At 63.8% G+C, this 18204-nt stretch carries 14 protein-coding genes; 10 read left to right on the forward strand and 4 right to left on the reverse strand.

Annotated elements, in window-relative coordinates; genetic code table 11:
• Nucleotides 1-109 precede the first annotated feature (109 nt).
• Nucleotides 110-1765, reverse strand: a complete 1656-nt coding sequence (locus tag LJ738_RS09540; protein ID WP_227786100.1) for a M28 family peptidase — start codon at nt 1763-1765, stop codon at nt 110-112.
• 209 nt (nt 1766-1974) lie between these two features.
• Nucleotides 1975-2970 (reverse strand): DUF1028 domain-containing protein, encoded by a 996-nt coding sequence (locus LJ738_RS09545; RefSeq protein WP_227786101.1) that lies wholly within the window; start codon nt 2968-2970, stop codon nt 1975-1977.
• A gap of 68 nt (nt 2971-3038) precedes the next feature.
• Here LJ738_RS09545 and LJ738_RS09550 point away from each other — a divergent pair, with 68 nt between their 5' ends.
• The 3 genes from LJ738_RS09550 to LJ738_RS09560 all read left to right on the forward strand — a co-directional run bounded on the left by LJ738_RS09550 (nt 3039) and on the right by LJ738_RS09560 (nt 6435).
• Nucleotides 3039-4100, forward strand: coding sequence for an ABC transporter ATP-binding protein (locus LJ738_RS09550; protein WP_317206793.1), 1062 nt, complete (start codon nt 3039-3041; stop codon nt 4098-4100).
• On the forward strand, nt 4088-5659 hold the full coding sequence (locus LJ738_RS09555; protein ID WP_227786102.1) for an ABC transporter permease/substrate-binding protein: 1572 nt from the start codon (nt 4088-4090) through the stop codon (nt 5657-5659). The genes LJ738_RS09550 and LJ738_RS09555 overlap by 13 nt, the downstream gene beginning before the upstream one ends.
• A gap of 251 nt (nt 5660-5910) precedes the next feature.
• Entirely contained in the window at nt 5911-6435 is a 525-nt protein-coding gene (locus tag LJ738_RS09560) for a GNAT family N-acetyltransferase (protein ID WP_227786103.1), read from the forward strand.
• A gap of 108 nt (nt 6436-6543) precedes the next feature.
• Here LJ738_RS09560 and LJ738_RS09565 read toward each other — a convergent pair whose 3' ends face one another.
• Nucleotides 6544-7272, reverse strand: coding sequence for a TlpA family protein disulfide reductase (locus LJ738_RS09565; protein ID WP_227786104.1), 729 nt, complete (start codon nt 7270-7272; stop codon nt 6544-6546).
• A 352-nt stretch (nt 7273-7624) separates the two neighbouring features.
• On the opposite strand from LJ738_RS09565, the gene LJ738_RS09570 reads away from it, so the two are divergent.
• Together LJ738_RS09570 and LJ738_RS09575 are read left to right on the forward strand one after the other, a co-directional pair.
• Nucleotides 7625-9562: a PAS domain-containing sensor histidine kinase gene (locus LJ738_RS09570; RefSeq protein ID WP_227786105.1), complete on the forward strand. Its 1938-nt coding sequence runs from the start codon at nt 7625-7627 to the stop codon at nt 9560-9562.
• A 61-nt stretch (nt 9563-9623) separates the two neighbouring features.
• The gene (locus LJ738_RS09575) at nt 9624-10067 is read left to right on the forward strand and encodes a response regulator (RefSeq protein ID WP_227786106.1); all 444 of its coding nucleotides are present in this window, start codon (nt 9624-9626) and stop codon (nt 10065-10067) included.
• Between the two features lie 23 nt (nt 10068-10090).
• Here LJ738_RS09575 and LJ738_RS09580 read toward each other — a convergent pair whose 3' ends face one another.
• The gene (locus tag LJ738_RS09580) at nt 10091-12667 is read right to left on the reverse strand and encodes a M1 family aminopeptidase (RefSeq protein WP_227786107.1); all 2577 of its coding nucleotides are present in this window, start codon (nt 12665-12667) and stop codon (nt 10091-10093) included.
• Nucleotides 12668-12792: 125 nt separating this feature from the next.
• Here LJ738_RS09580 and pxpB point away from each other — a divergent pair, with 125 nt between their 5' ends.
• The 5 genes from pxpB to LJ738_RS09605 all read left to right on the forward strand — a co-directional run.
• The gene (pxpB, locus tag LJ738_RS09585; protein WP_227786108.1) at nt 12793-13539 is read left to right on the forward strand and encodes a 5-oxoprolinase subunit PxpB; all 747 of its coding nucleotides are present in this window, start codon (nt 12793-12795) and stop codon (nt 13537-13539) included.
• On the forward strand, nt 13499-14533 hold the full coding sequence (locus LJ738_RS09590; RefSeq protein WP_227786109.1) for a 5-oxoprolinase subunit C family protein: 1035 nt from the start codon (nt 13499-13501) through the stop codon (nt 14531-14533). Before pxpB ends, LJ738_RS09590 begins: the two co-directional genes overlap by 41 nt.
• 106 nt (nt 14534-14639) lie before the next feature.
• The gene (locus tag LJ738_RS09595; RefSeq protein WP_227786110.1) at nt 14640-15422 is read left to right on the forward strand and encodes a LamB/YcsF family protein; all 783 of its coding nucleotides are present in this window, start codon (nt 14640-14642) and stop codon (nt 15420-15422) included.
• Complete coding sequence (locus tag LJ738_RS09600) at nt 15419-16621, forward strand: NRAMP family divalent metal transporter (protein WP_227786111.1); 1203 nt, start codon at nt 15419-15421, stop codon at nt 16619-16621. Before LJ738_RS09595 ends, LJ738_RS09600 begins: the two co-directional genes overlap by 4 nt.
• A 30-nt stretch (nt 16622-16651) precedes the next feature.
• On the forward strand, nt 16652-18204 hold a 1553-nt coding region (locus LJ738_RS09605), incomplete at its 3' end, for a glycerol-3-phosphate dehydrogenase/oxidase (RefSeq protein ID WP_227786112.1).

Consider the following 18204-nt stretch of genomic DNA (forward strand, 5'->3'; position numbering starts at 1 on the left):
CCGAAGCATCTCGCGTGTGGTAGTAACCCAATCGTATGAATTACTGCTGCACGCGAGATGCTTCGACTGCGCTCAGCATGACGGTCTTTTTTCTTGCTTAATTCTTGAGTTAGCGGCTGCCGTAGCGCTGGCCGAAAAAGTCACCCTTGTTCCAGGTGGGCCGCACAGGATTCTGAGCTACTTGGTAGCCAATCAGGAAGCAGAGCTGCACGTATTTCTTGCCGGCCTCGAAGTCGAATATGCCGTTGATGTCGTCTTGTGGCTTGTGGTACGTGACGGCGCGCCACTTCTGCACTTCTTCGCTGAGGTTGTTGCGGCCGTCGGCGGTTTTGTTGCCGTATTTGATGTGCAGGGCCGGAATGCCGGCGGTCACGAAGTTGTACTGGTCGCTGCGGATAAAGCGGTTTTGTTCGGGCTCGGGGTCCTGTTCCAGCGCGATGCCCAGGTAGGCGGTAGCGCGTTTCACCGGCTCAAGCAGGGTGGAATGCTGGCCGCCCAGCGCCACCACCGACAGCAGCGGGGCAATGATGGTGGGCATGTCCATGTTCACATCGGCCACGATGCTGGCCTTGGGCACGGTGGGATTGGCCGTGAAGGCCGCCGAGCCGAGCAGTCCCAACTCCTCACCGGTCATGAACACGAACAGCATCGAGCGCTTGGGCTTCTCTTTGAGTTTGGAGTATACTTTGGCGATTTCCAGCACGCAGGCCACGCCCGAGGCGTTGTCGTGCGCGCCGTTGTTGATGGAGTCGCCTTTCACCGGCGCGGTGATGCCGATGTGGTCGAGGTGGGCCGAATGCACCACGTATTCGTTGCGCAGCTTGGCATTGGAGCCCGTGAATTTGCCCACCACGTTGTAGCTCTCAATATCTTGATAAGTGGACTGTGCACTGGCGCTTACGGAGGCTTTTAACGGGGCTGAAGCCGGCTTGCCCCTCCTAATGGACGCGAAAACCTGAGCAGTATCAAGCCCGGCATTCTGCATAAGGCGCTGGAGAGTGGCGGCGCTAATGGCGGCGTACATGTGCATCTGGTTGCTGCCCACGGCGACCGTACGGGAAGCTGCCACTTTGCCATTGGGGCCCAATACGCTATACGTACCGCGCTTCACATCAGGCAATGCCCCGGCATGAGTCGATGCTACCACCACTCCCAGAGCGCCGCGCTTCACGGCAGCTTGCAATATGCCCGACATGTCTTGGCTAGCGGCCGCCACCGTAGAGGCAAACGTGCGCGGCGCACCGCGCACAATTACCACCATTTTGCCTTTCACATTGAGACCGGCAAAGTCATCGTAGCCCAATTCAGGCGCGCTGATGCCAAAGCCGGCAAAGGCCAGCGGCGAGTCATCCACCGCAATGGCGCGCCACTCGGGATTGGGGTATACCACGTAATCCTGACCTGCCACCAGAGGCAGCGTTGCGCCTTGGGCATCGCGGGCAGCGAAAGTAGCCCCAGGACTCAAAAACGCCCGACGCAACTTTACTTTTTGAATGTAGGTGCCGCCTTCGCCGGCGGGCTGCACGCCCATGCTTTTCAGCTGCTTTACGACGTAGTCGACGGCCATTTGGTAGCCGGGCGTGCCGGCCTGGCGGCCCTGCAGCCGGTCATCGGCCAGGTAGGCAATGTGGGCTTTGATGGCCTCCGGCTGCACTTGGTCCATTGCCTGCTTAACGGGCGCGGGCACGGTGAGCGTCGCTTGCGCCTGGGCGGCGCTGCTCAAGAGCAGGCAAGTGAGGGCACTTATTTGGAAGAAGGATTTCATAGGTAAGGATGATTAGACATTTGATAACATCATACTGAGTGCCGCCTTCACACTAATCGTTTGTCATGCAGAGCGCAGCGAAGCATCTTATCCCATTTGAACGAGTCGTTGAGCCGTGAGAAGATGCTTCGCTGCGCTCTGCATGACAAGAGGCGTGAAAGAGCAAGATGTAAAATGCTTTAGCTACACTCAGCCTACCCAACATTGGGCTACTTCAGGGTCAGAATCTGCTTGAGCTCCGAGGCGCTCACGGTCAGCAAGCCTACTTTGGGCAGGCGCTCGGTGAGGATGCGCCAGTTGGGCTCCTGCTTGAAAATGGGGCGGAGCAGAGCCAGCGCGGCGGGCACCTGCTGCTTATTAGCCAGGGTGATGGCGTGCCAGTACTTCATTTCCAGGTTCTGGGGGAACATCTTTTCGGCGGCCTGGTACTCCTGGATGGCTTTGGGCATGTCGTTTTTCTCCACGGCCAGGTCGCCGGCGTTCATATGCTCGTAGGCGCGGTGCAGGCTGAGCAGGCGGCGCAGCTCAACGAGGGGCGTGGCGTGGTCGTCCACGCGCAGGTCCACGAGGCGGTCGGCCCAGGGGCCTTCGGTAGTAGTGCCGCGCACGACCAGCAACGCCGCTGACTGCCGGCCGCGGATATCGCCGCCCGCAGCCTGGGCCGCATCGAGCGCGGCCAGCACCCGCTCGGCCAGGGGCAGCTTGGCGTTTTGCTCGTAGGCCTTGGCCATGGCGGGCCACACTTTATCCGATAGCATCATGTTGGCCTGCACCGAAAATTGGTTGCCGGCGATGTGGCCGGCCATGTCGACGCACTTCTTGCCGGTGTGAGTGGCCACGCGGCCCTGGTTGTCGAGGATGGCCACCTGGCGCACGTCGCGGCCTTCGTCGTTGGCCAGCAGTTCGTCCAGCGCTTGTTGGGCTGATTTGCCGCTTTTCAGCAAGGCCAGCCCGCGCAGGCCGAACGACTTGTTGGTGAAGGACTGCGTAGCCACCACGCCCACGCCGGCTTCGCCCCAGCTCACCGAGGTGCCCACCGAAAACCAGTGGCTTTGCACGGCTACGGCCATTTCGCCGGTGGCCGGGTCGCGCGCCACAATGCTGAAGGTGTGGGCAAAGGGGTCGGTGGTGGAATACATTTGGGCGGCCAGCGGCAAGCGCAAGGCTACCAGCAGCAGGAACGAAAGCAGTGATTTGGACAGCATGAGAGGAGATTGAAGAGGCTTGATAGATCAGGTGGCCGAAGGTACACGGCGGTAATGCTTCGGGTAAAATGCGAACTGGAAAACCCGATTCCACCCGTTGGGTTTACATTGCCTCGCCCTACGCCATGCCCGACCCATCCCCGCCTGTTATCCGTGTTTCTCACCTCAGCAAGCGCTTTGGGGCACATGCCGTGGTGCAGGACGTGTCCTTCGAGCTCGCGGCCGGCGAAACGCTGGTGCTGCTCGGGCCCAGCGGCTGCGGCAAGACCACGCTGCTCAAGATGCTCAACCGCCTGATTGAGCCGGACGGCGGCACAGTGGAAATCAACGGCCAGAACGTGCTCAGCCAGCAGCCCGAAACGCTGCGGCGCGGCATCGGCTACGTCATTCAGCAAGTGGGCCTGCTGCCGCACTACACCGTGGCCGAAAACGTGGCCGTGGTGCCGCGCCTGCTCGGCCACGCGCCGGCCGCCATCGAGGACCGCACCATGGCGCTGCTCACCCGGCTGCACCTGCCGCCCGCGCGCTACGCCGGCCAGTACCCCCACCAGCTCTCGGGCGGGCAGCAGCAACGAGTGGGCCTAGCCCGCGCCCTGGCCGCTGACCCGCCCATCGTGCTGCTCGACGAGCCCTTCGGCGCCCTCGACCCGCTGACCCGTGCCAGCATCCGCCGCGAGTTTCGAGAGCTGGAGGAGCTGCGCCGCAAGACGGTGGTGCTCGTCACCCACGACGTGACCGAAGCCTTCGAGCTGGCCGACCGCATTCTGCTGCTCGACGCGGGCAAGGTGCAGCAATTGGGCACTCCGCGCGAGCTACTATTTCAGCCCAATAATTCGTTTGTGCGCAGCTTTTTCGTCGGCGAACGGCTGGCCCTGCAGCTGCGCACGCTTACGCTGGGCGACATCTTTTCCGGCGATGAGGTGCGACGACTGAAAGCAAATGAAACTGAGGAAGCTAGAGTCGCTGATAGTAATGCACCGGCTCGCTTCACTGCATACACTACCGTGAACGAAGCCTTGGAAGCCTTGACTGGCGGCCAGGCCCCTACTGCGGCCACCTTCACCCTAGCCGAACTCATGGCGGCTTTTGGCCAGGCCTTGCAACGAGAGGAGGACGCATGGAAACGCTAACGGCCCTGTTCACTTTCTGGCACGAGCAAGCCGGCAAGCTCGGCGAGCAAACCCTGCAGCATATTGGCCTCACAGCGGCCTCCCTGTTGCTGGCGGTGCTGCTGGGCGTACCGCTAGGCCTGTGGCTGTCGCGGCGGCCCCGCTGGGCGCCCGCAGTGTTGGGCCTAGCGGGCGTGCTCCAAACCGTGCCCAGCATTGCGCTGCTCGGCTTCCTGATTCCGCTGCTGGGCATTGGGCCAAAGCCGGCCATTTTCGCGCTGTTTCTGTACTCGCTGCTGCCCATTATCCGCAACACGCTGGCCGGGATTCAGGGCGTGCCCCCGGCCGTGGTTGAAGCCGCCCGCGGCCTGGGCCTGACCGATGGACAGTTGCTGCGAAAAGTTGAGCTGCCACTGGCCCTGCCGGTGCTCATGGCCGGCATTCGTACGGCCACGGTCATCAATGTGGGCGTGGCTACGCTGGCCGCCTACGTGGCGGCCGGCGGGCTGGGCGAGTTCATTTTTGGCGGCATTGCCTTGAACAACCCGGCGATGATTCTGGCCGGGGCGCTACCGGCCGCCGGGCTGGCGCTGGCCTTTGACGCACTGCTGGGCGGGGTACAAAAATTGAGCACGCGCCGCCTGGGCCAAGTGGGCACGGCCCTGCTGGTGGCGCTGCCGCTGCTGGGTGCACTCTACCTGCTGCCCCGCGCCACGGGCAAACTGCTGGCCGGCTTCAGCCCAGAGTTTGTGGGCCGGGCCGACGGGCTGCCCAGCCTCACCAAAACCTACGGCCTGAAGCACTTGCCCAGCGTGGTACTGGCCCCCGCGCTGGTGTACGAAGCCGCCCGCCACGCCGACGTCGACGTCATCGACGGCTACTCCACCGACGGCCGCATTCGGGCCTACCACCTCCGCGTGCTGCGCGACGACCGCCGCGTGTTCCCGCCCTACTATGCCGTACCAGTCGTGCGCCCCGCGCTGCTGCGCGAGCATCCCGAGCTTGCCGCCGTGCTAGCTCAACTCGATGGGCAGATTTCCGATTCGGTGATGACCGACCTGAACTACCGGGCCGACTACCTGCATCAGGACCCCAAATTCATTGCCGAAGCCTTTCTCAAGCGGCGCGGACTCTGGCGGGCTCCCCTGCCAGCGCAGGCGGGCGCGCCAGTGGTGCGCCTGGGCTCCAAGATTTTTGCCGAGCAATACATTCTGGCCGAGATGTACGCCGCCCTCATTCGCGGCAACACCGACCTGGCCGTGCAAACCAAAACCGGCCTCGGTGGCACCACCATCTGCTTCGAAGCCCTGCGCGACGGCGCCATCGATATGTACCCCGAATACACCGGCACTGGCCTGCTCGTACTGCTGCAGCCCACGCCCGCCGTGGTCGACTCGCTGGCCGGCCGCCCCGCAGCCGTGCTCAACTACGTGCGCCGCGAATTCCGCCGCCGCTATCAGCTGGAGTGGCTGGCCCCGCTGGGCTTCAACAACACCTACGCGCTGCTGATGCGGCAGCAACAGGCGCAACAACTGGGCATTGCTTCGGTATCGGAGCTAGGTCAGTATTTGAGGCGGTAGCAGCAGTTGGGCCAACGAACGGGAACTGGTGCTAAAAATGACCGTCATGCTGAGGTGTCTGTCATGCTGAGCCTGCGAAGCATCTTATCACCGAAGAACAACTTGCTCTAACCTGACAAGATGCTTCGCAGGCTCAGCATGACAGCCGATTGAGCTACTACCCCCCTGTAGAAATGCGTTAGCTCCGCCGGACCCAAATAAGCATGACCGTGGTTCAAAGCTTGTCTGGCGAACCACCTTATTTTTGCCGAATGCCTACCCCTTTTCGCTTAGCCACGGCCACTCCGGCCGATGCGCCCCGCCTCGTCCGCCTCGTGAACAGCGCCTATCGTGGTGACTCCTCCCGCCAGGGCTGGACCACCGAGGCCCATTTGCTCGACGGCCAGCGCATCGATGAAGAAGGGATTCGTGAGATGCTGGCCGTGCCTGCAGCGGCGATGCTGCTCTGCCTGGGCCCAAACGAGGAGCTGCTGGGCAGCTTTTACGCCCACCCAACTGGCTCTAAAGTGTACTTGGGCATGTTGGCGGTCGACCCCACCGGCCAGGCCCAGGGCGTGGGCAAGTTTCTCATCCAGGCCGCTGAGGACTACGGCCGCCAGCACGGCTGCACGGTGAGCAAGATGACGGTCATCTCCGTGCGCCCCGAGCTCATTGCCTTCTACGAGCGGCAGGGCTACCGCCAAACCGGCGATACCGAGCCCTTCCCTACCGACCCGCGCTACGGCATTCCCAAGCAGCCCCTCACCCTGCTGGTGCTGGAGAAGCCGCTGGCCTAAGCCGTATTGGCTGGACTAGCCGGGGCTGCCTGCGCCCAGACTTGAGCTGATTTTAAACCCTACAAATTGAGCTAAACTGCGGCATGGGCCATCCGCGACCGGGCTGGCTTATTTCACCTCGTCGATGGCTTTCTGCAAGTAGGCCACGATGTCGGGGTGAATCTGGGTGTGAAAAACCACTTTGCCTTGGCGGTCTAGAACCAAGTTGGTGGGGTAAGACCTTACGCCGTATTTCTCGGCCACGTACCGGCCATCGGCGACGATGGCGTACTCAAGCGGAAACTGCTGCGTGAACTTCTCAATGGCCCCGCGCTGGTCCAAGGCCACAGCCAGAAAGACCACGTCGTCGCGCTTGGCGTTCTGCTGCACCAGCTTGTTGAGCTCCGGAATCTCGGCCCGGCACGGTGGGCAGCCGATGAACCAGAAGTTGAGCACGACAATTTTGCCCGCCAGGTCCTTGCTGTCATACTTGCGGCCGTTCACGTCGCGCAGCTTGAAGGGAGCCAGCGTTTGCCCAGTGGTGAAGAAGGGGCTTTCCTGGGGCGCCGGCAGCTGGGCCAGGTAGGCGGCCCGCTCTTCCGGCGTGCGCGCCACTACCTGAAACACCGGCGCCGCGGCCGAGGAGCCGGGGGCGGCCCGCAGCTTAAACTCGCTGGTAGCCAGCATCTGGCGCCACACGGGATAAGCCAGCGGATTGCCGGCCGCATCGATTACGGAAGACTTTTCGGTAACCTGAATGGTGGGCCGGGGCGCGGCAGTGGGAACTGGCGAAGGTGCCTGGGCATGAGCCGTGGTAGCAAGCAGCAGGGAGAAGGCCAGAGCGGAGAGGTAGTTCATGCCGGAAAGTTAAGCGGAATAATGCATGGCAGAGCACGAATAGTTTTATATATCCGACTCTTTTCCTTTGCCCAGGCAGCACTTGCCCTGGGGCATCCGATGGACCGCGGGCGCGGCCAGCAGTGGTCAATGAAGCCAATAACTCACTTGTTTTCATTGGGTTTCGGCGATAATTGAGCTGAGCCCGTATACACACCTGCCGGTTCTGCATGGACAGCCGCCCGGCCCGCCCCCGCGCCGTGGGGGCCCTTTCGCCGCAAGTGCGCGGCCATCGGCAATTACCCGCCCGCAGTTGTAGCCGCTGCTTTCCCGGCCGAAGTTTCCTTGGCGCTCCAGCGCCGCCCGTGCCTTTATGCCGCTTACTTCCGCCAGGGCTCCCCTGGCCCTGCCCAGCTCCGACGAGCTCCTGGCGCTGCTCGACGTATCCCAGACTGCCCTGGCCCTGATATGCCCCCGCTACGCTGACGATAATCAGGCGATTATCAACTTTTCTTTCGAATACCTCAACCCCGCCGCCCAACGCCTGTTGGATCTATCCGACTACCCCGAAACCGCTTTCCTGGCCTGCTTCCCCCACGCTTCTGAAGCCCGGGTGCTGGCCTTTCTGGGCGGCGTACTGGAAACCGGCCAGCCCGGGTACTTCGAGTGCCCGGGCCCGCCGGAAAGCCTGGCCGCGCCCCTTTGCATCGAGGCCTCCCGCCAGGCCAAGCGCCTAGTGGTCAAGCTCTGTTGCACCGGCCAGCTCGCCCAGCTGCCCATGGAAGCAGCCCTGCGCGCGAGCCGCGCCCGCGAGCAGCTGGCCCAGGTCGACGCCCAGCGCCAGCGCGCCAGCCTCGAGCGCTTCATGGGCCAGACGCAGGCCATCGTATGCATTCTACGGGGTCCGGCGCACCGGCTCGAATACGGCAACCCGGCTTACCAGCGGCTGTTTTCCGGCCGGCACCTCACGCCGGGCTTTCCCGTGGCGGTGCTGCACCCCGAGGCCGTGGCCCAGGGCATTGTGGCCCGCCTCGACGACGTGTATACCTCCGGCAAATCGTCGTTTGGCGTGGCGCAGCCCCTGACCCTAACGCCGCCCGACGGCCAGCCACCGCTCACCCGCTACTTCACGTTTTCCTACGATGCGTACCTGGAGGATGGCCGCACGGCCGGCGTTTCCATCTTCGCCTACGACGTAACCGACCAGGTGCACGGGCGCCAGCAGGCCACCCGGGCCGCCACCGAAATCCAGCTGGTGATGGCCAACGTGCCCGTGTTCCTATTTCGCACCGACCCCGCCGGCCGCATGACTTACGTCAACGAGGCGTTGTTTGAGTGGAGCGGCCTGGCCCCGGGCCCCACCGACCTGGACCGCGTGTGGGACACCGTGCATCCGGACGACGCCCCGGCGCTCAGGGCGGCCTTCAAAGCCTCGCTGGCCACTGCCCAGGGGTGGGAAAGCCCGGTGTACCGCATCCGTCGCCGCGACGGCGAGTACCGCTGGTCGCTCACCCGCACCCAGCCCAATTTCCGGGCCGATGGGCAGCTGGTCGGCTACAGCGGAGTCAACATCGAGATTCACAAGCAGATAGAAATGCAGCGCCAGCTCACCCGCGTGAATGCCGACCTAGACATGTTTATCTACACCGCCTCCCACGACCTAAAGGCGCCTATCAGCAACCTGGAGGGGTTGCTTCACGCCCTGCTCGAGGAGCTGCCCGCCGAGGTGCGGCAGGCGCCGTTCGTGCAGCCCATGCTCGAGCGCATGCAGCGCTCCGTCGACCGCTTCAAGCTCACCATTGCCCAGCTCACCGACGTGTCGCGGCTGCAGCAGGCCCAGACGCAGCCCGCCGAAACCATGGATTTGGCGGCACTGGTCGAAGACGTCCGCCTCGACCTGGCCCCTGCTCTGGCCGACGCCGGTGCGCAGCTCACCGTCGACGTCGAGGCCTGCCCCCACATGTCGTTTGCGCCCAAAAACCTGCGCTGCATTGTGTACAACTTGCTCAGCAATGCCGTGAAGTACCGCCACCCCGACCGCCCGCCGCTGGTGCTGCTACGCTGCCACAGCAGCGCCCACACCATCGTGCTCGAGGTGCAGGACAACGGCTTGGGCCTGACTACCAGCCAGCAGGGCAAGCTTTTTGGCATGTTCCGCCGCCTGCACGACCACGTGGAAGGCTCCGGCATTGGCCTCTACATGGTGAAGCGCATTGTGGAAAACGCCGGCGGCACCATCGCGGTGCACAGCGCGCCCGGCGTCGGCTCCACGTTCACCGTCTCGCTGCCGGCCCCTTCCAGCGCAAGCTGAGCCACCCCCAAGCGGGTCGCTTAGTCCCCGCTTTATTTCCTGTCTGCACAAATTATCTGCGATGAAAAAACTATCCACTATACTGCTGGTCGACGACGACGAAACCAGCAATTTCCTGAGTGAACGGCTCTTAACCAGCATGGGCGTAGCCAACCAGGTGCTGAGCGCCGCCAACGGCGAAGAAGCCCTCGAAGTGCTGGCCCAGCACGGCACGGTGTTCAGCCCCACCAACCCTGCCCTGGTCCTGCTCGACCTGAACATGCCCGTGATGGACGGCATTGAGTTTCTCGAGGCCTACCACGCCCTGCCCCTGGTTCAGCAGCAGTCGGCCGTTATCGTGGTGCTCAGCAGCTCCGTGCACCCCTACGACCTGGACCGCGTGCAAACCACGCCCATCGCCGACGTGGTGAGCAAACCCCTGACCAAAGAAAAAATAAGCACCCTGCTGCAGCAGAACTTTCCGTGGGTCGGCCAGCTAGCCGTACAATCCAGCTCAAGCTACTAGTTCACAACCTACTGCATCTTCTTTCAAGGAGCCATTTCCACGGCGGCTGGCACCAGCCGCTCGGCCCGAAACAGGTCGTCGGCCGCTTGCAGGAGCTTGGCGCGCAGCTTGGGGTTGTAGTCGGGGTGGGCTTGTAGAAAAGTCCGCACGGTGCTGGCGGCCGAGGCCGTTTGGTAGGAGCCCAGCGTGGCCTGCAGCCAGGAATACGGGAAGAAAATATCGCCGGTGAGCTGAATTTCTTCCAGCAGCGCCAGGCTGGCGGGCAGGTACTTCTGGGACGTGGCCTGGCGCAACGGGTGATGCAGGTAGCCCAGCGCGGAGGTGACCCAGGCTTCTTTGTCGCGGCCTTTCTCGTCTTTCAGGCTTTCAAAAAACGCGTCGCGCGTGGCCACATCGGGCGATAGGGCGGGCATCATAAACTCCAGGCGCTGGCGGCGGTCCACGTTCTTGATGCGGGCGAGCTGCGCAGGCAGGATGGGCTGCGGGGCGGGGTAGTCGCGCACGGCCAGCGCCAGGGCCAGGGCGGTGTAGTCGTCCTCGGTCAGCTTTACGCCGGTGGGGGCTTTCTGCGCTTGCCAGATTTGGTAGAGGCGTTCTTGGGCCGGCTTGGTGAGGGCGATGGATTGATAGGTTTTGAAGAGCAGCTTCTTGGAGTTGGCGGCCGGGTTTTTCTGCAGGGCGGCCCACAGGTCTTTTTCCAGGGCCGGCACCACGGCCAGGCGCTGGGTTGGGCTGAGGAAGTGCCAGAAAATGTCGCTGACCTGGCCGGTGAGCAGCTTCAGGTTGAGCTCTTCGGGCTCGCGGGTGAGGGCTTGGCGGTACACCGCGAGCAGCTCCTGCGGCTTGATGACCTGGCCGTTGAGCATGTTCTCGTAGAGGTTGACGTAGGCCGTGGCGCGGGCCACCGGGTTTTTCAGCGCGGCCAGCTGGCCGGTGAGCTGCCGGGCCACCGGGAACACGCCGTAGCCCAGGCCGGTGGAGTTGAACAGGATGAAGCTGGGCACGGGCTGGCCCGCAGCCTGGGGCAAGGCCACGGTGCGCGCGGTCATGTTCACGGTCAGCTCTTTGGTGCGGCCGCCGGGGTACACCAGCAGCACCTCGAAGAGCTGGGGCCAGAGGCGGTCGGAGTTGTCTTCGGCGCGCTGGGTGAGGGCGAGGCTGGCGATTTTACCGGCGCGGGTTTGCAGGTCGTAGGTGAAGACGGGGCGGCCGGGCTGGTTTACCCACACCTGGTTCCAGGCCTGGAGGTCGGCGGGGGTGCGGGCGTCCAGGATGTCGATGAGGTCGGGCCAGGTGGCGTTGCCGTGGGCGTATTTCCGCAGGTATTCCTGCAGGCCCTGCTGGAAGGCAGCGGGGCCCATCAGCCGCTCGAGCTGCCGCATCATGATGGGCGCTTTGTGGTAGATGATGTTGCCGTAGAGCGAGCCCGCGTCCTGCAGGTTGGCCAGGGGCTGGCGGATGGGGTTAGCCCCGGCCGTGCGGTCGATACCGTAGGCGGCGGGGTAGTGGTCGATGACGAACTTAAGGTCGTAGTTCGAATTTTTGACGGCCACCTGCGTGACTTTGTCGGCCATAAAATTGGCAAATACCTCCTTCATCCACACGTCGTTGAACCACTGCATGGTCACCAAATCGCCGAACCACATGTGGGCCGTTTCGTGCGAGACCAGGTTGGAGCGGGCCAGGATTTGGTCCTGCGTGGCGCCTTCGTCCAGAAACAGCGTCGAGGCCTTGTAGTCAATCGCCCCCACGTGCTCCATGCCCCCGTATTGGAAGTCCGGAATCGACACAAAATCGAACTTCTGGAAAGGGTACGGCAGGCCGGTGTACTGCTCCATGAACTGCAGCGCATCGGCGTGCAGCTGGAAGATGGGGCCGAGACTCAGGCGCAATTTGGCCGGGTCGGTTTCGCGGTGCAGCAGGCTCATGGCCCGGCCGTTCAGCGTGCGGTTGACCCGCGTAAACTTGCCCGCCGCGAAGGAAAAAAGGTAGGTGCTGATGCTGTCGGACGGGGCGAAGGCGTACGACTTGGTAGCGCCGCTGCTCACCGAGTCCCGCACCGGCGCATTGCCCATGGCCTGCCAGCCCGCGGGCACGGTGAGGGCCAGGGTGAAGGTGGCCTTCAGGTTGGGCTGGTCGAAGACCGGGAAGACGGTGCGGGCGCGGTCGGGCACCAGCAGCGTGTAGAGGTAATCGGCGTTGCGGTTCAGGGACTGCTCGCCAGCCCGCAGGTGGATTTCGGCCACGTTGCGGCCCGGCTTCAGCGCGGCGGCCGGCAGCACGAGGTGCTCGTTGCGGTGGTCGATGGCCACCGGCTGGCCGTTTACCGTGAGGCTGTGCAGGTACTCGGTGGGCGCTTTGAAATCGAGCTGCACTGGGTCGAGGTTTTCGCGCAGATTGAACGACACTGACTCCACGGCGGCAATGGGCTCGGTTTTCTGGGCCGGAATGGTCAGGTTGAGGTCGTACGCCACGCCGCTGATGTTCTTTTTGCGCGCCACGGCCAGCGCTTCAGAAACGCCTTTCTCGACGGGTGGCAGCGCGCGCGCTATGACCTGTGCTGGGATTTGCGCAGCGGTGGATGCCGGGGTGCTGGGCATGGGTTGGCGGTGGCAGGCCGCGGTGAGCAGGGCGAGCAGAACCGGGCCGGTCCTGCCATATTTACGGAAGCTAAAATTCATCGGGAGTGTCCAGTGCAGCGAGCTCCAAAAGTAACCGTCCGCACGTGAGTAGTATCCCCGAGCCGTCTGCCGCCCCTGCCTTCGCCATGCGGCTGTTCCCGCTGGGCGACGCGGCTGTGGTACTGGAGTTCGGCGAGGGCATCAGCCCGGCTACGCACCGCGCCATCCAAGCCTTTAGCGCATATTTAGCTCAACACCCCTTCGTGGGGCTGATTGAATACGTGCCCGCTTTCACCACCCTCACCGTGTACTACGACCCGTGGCTGGTGAGCGACAACGGCCAGCACCCGCCCTACGAGCGCGTGGCCGAAACCCTCCGACAGATGCTGCCCGCGGCCCAGGCCACCGCGGTTGCGGGCCCGGCCACCGATGTGGAGATTCCCGTTTGCTACGGCGGCACGTACGGGCCGGACTTAGCCTTTGTGGCGCAACACGCCGGACTGGCGCCCGAGGAGGTAATTGCCCTGCACGCCTCCCCCGAGTACCTGGTGCACATGATAGGATTCGCGCCCGGCTTCCCCTACCTCGGTGGGCTGGATGCGCGCCTAGCCACGCCCCGCAAGCCCCAGCCCCGCGCGCTGGTGCCGTCCGGTACCGTGGGCATCGCCGGCCCGCAAACTGGTATTTATTCCATGCCCACGCCGGGCGGCTGGCAGCTCATCGGCCGCACGCCACTACGGCTCTTCGACCCCGCCTGGGCACAGCCCAGCCTGTTGCAGGCGGGCCAGCACCTGCGTTTCGTGCCCATCAGTGAAGCCGAATACCAGCACCGCCAGCAGCATGAGTCTTAGCATCCTCCGCCCCGGCCTGCTCACCACCGTGCAAGACCTCGGCCGGCACGGCTACCAGAAAGACGGCATCTTGGTGAGCGGCGCCATGGACGCCACCGCCCTGCGCGTAGCCAACCTGCTAGTGGGTAACCCTGAAGTCACGGCCAGCCTCGAAATCACCCTGCTCGGCCCCCGCATTCGCTTCGAAGCCGACCACCTCTTGGCCATCACTGGCGCCCACCTCTCCCCTACCCTGAACGGCCAGCCAGTTGGGCTGAACCGCGCCATTTGGGTGAGGGCAGGAGCTGAGCTGGCGTTCGGGGCACCCGTGGCCGGCAGCCGCGCCTACCTTGCCGTTTCGGGCGGGTTTGACATTGCGCCGGTGCTTGGCAGCCAGTCCACTTACCTGCGCGCTGGCTTTGGTGGGCTGCACGGCCGCGCCCTGCAAACCGGTGACCTGATTCCCTGCCCCGGCCCCACCGCAGCAGGCCAGAAACTCATGCAAGCCCTAGCCCAAGATGCCCCCCAAGCCGCCTGGGCCCAAGCCCGCTGGACGCCGGGCCCGGAGCTCTGCCCCAAGCCCCAGCCGAACCCGGTTGTCCGCGCCATTAGCGGGCCGGAGTACACGCAGTTTTCACCGGAAAGCCAGCTCAATTTTTGGCAGCAGCCTTTTATGGTAACGACGGAGGCCGACCGTATGGGCTACCGCCTGCAAGGGCCCATGCTGGAGCGTCACAGCAGCGGCGAGCTGCTCTCCAGTGCCGTCACGTTTGGCACCGTGCAGGTGCCGGCCGGCGGGCAGCCCATCGTGCTCATGGCCGACCACCAAACTACCGGCGGCTACCCGCGCATTGCCCAGGTTATTTCTGCTGATTTTTCGGCCTTGGCGCAGCTGCGGCCGGGGCAGCACATCCGTTTTGCAGAGGTTTCTTTGGCCGAAGCGCAGGCGCTGTACCTTGCGCAGGAACAGCGGTTGCGAGCGTTGCGGCGGGCAGTGAACGCCAGAACGATGTAGAGACGCCATACTTGGCGTCTTGGCGTCCACGCCGTTCTACCGATAACTGTTCAACGACGAGACGCCAAGTATGGCGTCTCTACATTGTTCAACCAACATTCTCTCTATGACCCCAACCCCTACTGTTGACCTTAACTGCGACATGGGCGAGAGCTTCGGCGCCTGGACGCTGGGCAACGACGCGGCCCTGATGCCCTTCATCACCTCGGCCAACATTGCCTGCGGCTTCCACGCCGGCGACCCGGCCGTGATGAAGCAGACCGTGCGCACGGCCCTGCACCACGGCGTGGCTTTGGGCGCCCACCCCGGCCTGCCCGATTTGGTCGGTTTTGGCCGGCGCAACCTGGATATTTCGGCTGAGGAAGCGTTTGACATGACGGTGTACCAGTTGGGCGCCCTCGCGGCCCTGGCCCGGGCCGAAGGCGGGCAGCTCCACCACCTCAAGCCCCACGGCGCGCTCTACAACATGGCCGCCACCAACGCCGCCCTGGCCCAGGCCATTGCCGAAGCCGTGTACAAGGTGCAGCCCGAGCTGGTGCTCTACGGCTTGGCCGGCAGCGAGCTAACCAAAGCCGGCGAGAAGCTCGGCCTGAAAACCGCCCACGAAGTCTTTGCCGACCGCACCTACCAGGCCAACGGCACCCTCACCCCACGCCGACAGCCCGACGCCCTCATTACCAGCGCCGACGCGGCCATTGCCCAGGTGCTGCGCATGGTGAAGGGCGGCGGGGTGCGCACCCAGCAGGGCACCGACGTGGCCATTCGGGCCGATACCGTATGCCTGCACGGCGACGGCGCCCACGCCCTGGAATTTGCGCAGCGCCTGAACAAAGAATTGCGCGCAGCCGGCGTGCAGCTGAAAGCGGCCACCCCGGCCACCGCCAAATGAGGCCGCTGCCCAAAGCCCGCTGGTGGGGCGGGGCCAGCCTAGGAGCGGCGTTCCTGATGGCCAATTCGTCCATTGGGCCGGGCTTCCTGACCCAAACCACGGTGTTTACCCAGCAGCTGCTCACCAGCTTCGGGTTCGTCATTCTGGTGTCGGTAGTGCTTGATATCGGCGCGCAGCTCAACACTTGGCGCATTCTCACGGTGAGTGAGTTGCGGGCCCAGGACTTGGCCAACCGGCTGCTGCCCGGTCTGGGCTACTTCCTGGCGGCTATGGTCATATTGGGCGGCTTCGCGTTCAACATCGGCAACATTGCCGGCTGCGGGCTGGGGCTGAATGTGCTCACGGGCATGTCGTTCGAGCAGGGCGCGCTCATTAGCTGCGGGGTGGCGCTGGTGCTGTTTTGGGTGCGCGAAATCGGGAATATGCTCGACGGCTTCACCAAGATTCTCGGCACGGTCAAGATTCTGCTCACGCTGGGCATTGCCTTCAGCGCGCACCCGCCCTTGCTACAGGCGCTGCACCACACGCTGCTGCCGGTCAAAATCAGCGCGGCGGCCATTGTGACCATTGTGGGCGGCACGGTGGGCGGCTACATCACGTTTTCGGGCGCGCACCGCTTGCTCGATGCGGGCATCAAGGGCCCGAGCCAGCAGGCGGAAGTCACGCGCAGCGCCGTCAGCGGCATTGTCATTTCGACCATTATGCGGTTTGTGCTGTTTCTGGCCATCGTGGGCGTGCTCACCCATGGCGCGGTGCTGGCAGCAGAAAACCCGGCGGCCGGTGTGTTCCGGGCTGCCGCGGGCGAGATAGGCTTCCGCATTTTCGGGGTAATCCTGTGGAGTGCGGCCATCTCCTCGGTGGTGGGCGCGGCTTACACGTCGGTGTCTTTTTTCAAGACGTTTCACCCGATTTTTGAGCGCTACGAGCGGGTCTGTATCTCGGTGTTTATCATGCTCTCCACGGCCATCTTCGTGCTGGTGGGCAAGCCTACGCAACTGCTGGTTTTTGCCGGCGCCATCAACGGGCTGATACTGCCAATAGCGCTGGCCATCGTACTGGTAGCGGCCACCAACCGCCGGCTGATGGGCGCCTACCACCACCCGAAGTGGATGCTGGCTGCGGGCTGGGTCGTGGTCCTCATCATGGGCGGGCTGAGCGTGCCGGTGCTGGTGGAGCAGATTGGTGGGTTTCTGCGCTGAGGTTCCCCAAGTGCGCCGTATACCACCGTTATGTCCGCTGAAATCAACCCCTACCGCCGAGAAACCCTGGTGCAACAGCTCACCTCAGTGCCTACCTGGGACCTCATCGTCATTGGCGGCGGGGCCACAGGGCTGGGAGTAGCGCTCGATGGCATCAGCCGCGGCTACAAAACGCTGCTGCTGGAGCAGGCCGACTTTGCCAAGGGCACGAGTAGCCGCAGCACCAAGCTAGTGCACGGTGGGGTGCGCTACCTGGCTCAGGGAGATATTGGGCTGGTGCGCGAAGCGCTGCACGAGCGCGGCCTGCTGCTGCAAAACGCGCCGCACCTGTGCCACAACCAAGCATTTGTCATCCCAAATTATAACTGGTGGGGCGGCCCATTCTACACGCTTGGGCTGAAACTGTACGACCTGCTGGCCGGGCGTTTGAGCCTCGGCGAATCAGTCCACCTCAGCAAAGCTGAAACACTGCGCAGGCTGCCCAACCTGCGCGCTGCCGGCCTGCGCGGCGGCGTGCTTTATCACGACGGCCAATTCGACGATGCCCGCCTGGCTGTAAACCTGGCCCAGACCTGCATCGACCACGGCGGCACGGCCCTCAACTACTGCACGGTGCAGGGCTTCCTCAAAGACGACCAAGGCCGTCTAACTGGCGTACGTGCCACCGACCTTGAAACTGGCACTGCCTACGAGCTGCGCGCCAAAAGCGTGGTCAATGCCACTGGCATTTTCGTGGATGAGATGCGGCAACTTGACGAGCCCGGCGCCCGCCCGCTGGTACAGCCAAGCCAGGGCGTGCACCTGGTGCTGGACCAATCGTTTTTGCCCGGCGATGCTGCCCTGATGATTCCCAGTACCGAAGACGGCCGGGTCCTGTTTGCCGTGCCGTGGCTGGGCCATGTGGTGATGGGCACCACCGATACGCTCGTACCCACCGCCAGCCTGGAGCCCCAAGCTCAGGAAGCCGAAATCGATTTTCTGCTGCGCACCGCGGCTCAATATCTCACCCGTGCTCCCACCCGCGCCGACGTGCGTAGCGTCTTCGTCGGCCTGCGTCCGCTGGCGGCTTCAACGGCTGGAAGCACTAAAACCAAAGAGATTTCGCGGCGCCACAAAATCGTCACGTCGGCCAGCGGCCTCATCACCATCACCGGCGGCAAGTGGACCACCTACCGCCGCATGGGCCAGGACACCCTCGACCAGGCCATTGCGATGGGCCAGTTGCCCGCCGCCCCCAGCCGAACCGCGCACCTGCCCATTCACGGCGCCGAAGTGGTTTCCGAAACTACCGTAACCGATAGTCTGGCCCACTACGGCAGCGACCGATCCAAGCTGCAGCAGCTCATCACCGACACTCCAGCATTGGGCCAAAAGCTGGATGCACAGCTGGAATTTTGCCAAGCCGAAGTAGTGTGGGCAGCGCGCTATGAAATGGCCCGCACCGTGGAAGACGTACTGGCTCGGCGCGTACGCCTGCTGTTTCTGGACGCGGCCGCCGCGCTGCGCGCGGCTCCCACGATAGCCGCCCTGCTGGCGCAGGAATTGGGCCACGACGCGGCGTGGCAGACGCAGCAAGTAGCTCA

It is taken from the genome of Hymenobacter plasmatis (genome assembly GCF_020711255.1).
Lineage (GTDB): Bacteria > Bacteroidota > Bacteroidia > Cytophagales > Hymenobacteraceae > Hymenobacter.

Coding starts and splice junctions, on each gene's coding strand:
- LJ738_RS09580 (WP_227786107.1), bottom strand. CDS start 12,667: ATGCCCAGCACCCCGGCATCCACCGCTGCGCAAATCCCAGCACAGGTC.
- LJ738_RS09595 (WP_227786110.1), top strand. CDS start 14,640: ATGACCCCAACCCCTACTGTTGACCTTAACTGCGACATGGGCGAGAGC.
- LJ738_RS09540 (WP_227786100.1), bottom strand. CDS start 1,765: ATGAAATCCTTCTTCCAAATAAGTGCCCTCACTTGCCTGCTCTTGAGC.
- LJ738_RS09600 (WP_227786111.1), top strand. CDS start 15,419: ATGAGGCCGCTGCCCAAAGCCCGCTGGTGGGGCGGGGCCAGCCTAGGA.
- LJ738_RS09570 (WP_227786105.1), top strand. CDS start 7,625: ATGCCGCTTACTTCCGCCAGGGCTCCCCTGGCCCTGCCCAGCTCCGAC.
- LJ738_RS09550 (WP_317206793.1), top strand. CDS start 3,039: ATGCGAACTGGAAAACCCGATTCCACCCGTTGGGTTTACATTGCCTCG.
- LJ738_RS09565 (WP_227786104.1), bottom strand. CDS start 7,272: ATGAACTACCTCTCCGCTCTGGCCTTCTCCCTGCTGCTTGCTACCACG.
- LJ738_RS09545 (WP_227786101.1), bottom strand. CDS start 2,970: ATGCTGTCCAAATCACTGCTTTCGTTCCTGCTGCTGGTAGCCTTGCGC.
- LJ738_RS09575 (WP_227786106.1), top strand. CDS start 9,624: ATGAAAAAACTATCCACTATACTGCTGGTCGACGACGACGAAACCAGC.
- LJ738_RS09560 (WP_227786103.1), top strand. CDS start 5,911: ATGCCTACCCCTTTTCGCTTAGCCACGGCCACTCCGGCCGATGCGCCC.
- LJ738_RS09555 (WP_227786102.1), top strand. CDS start 4,088: ATGGAAACGCTAACGGCCCTGTTCACTTTCTGGCACGAGCAAGCCGGC.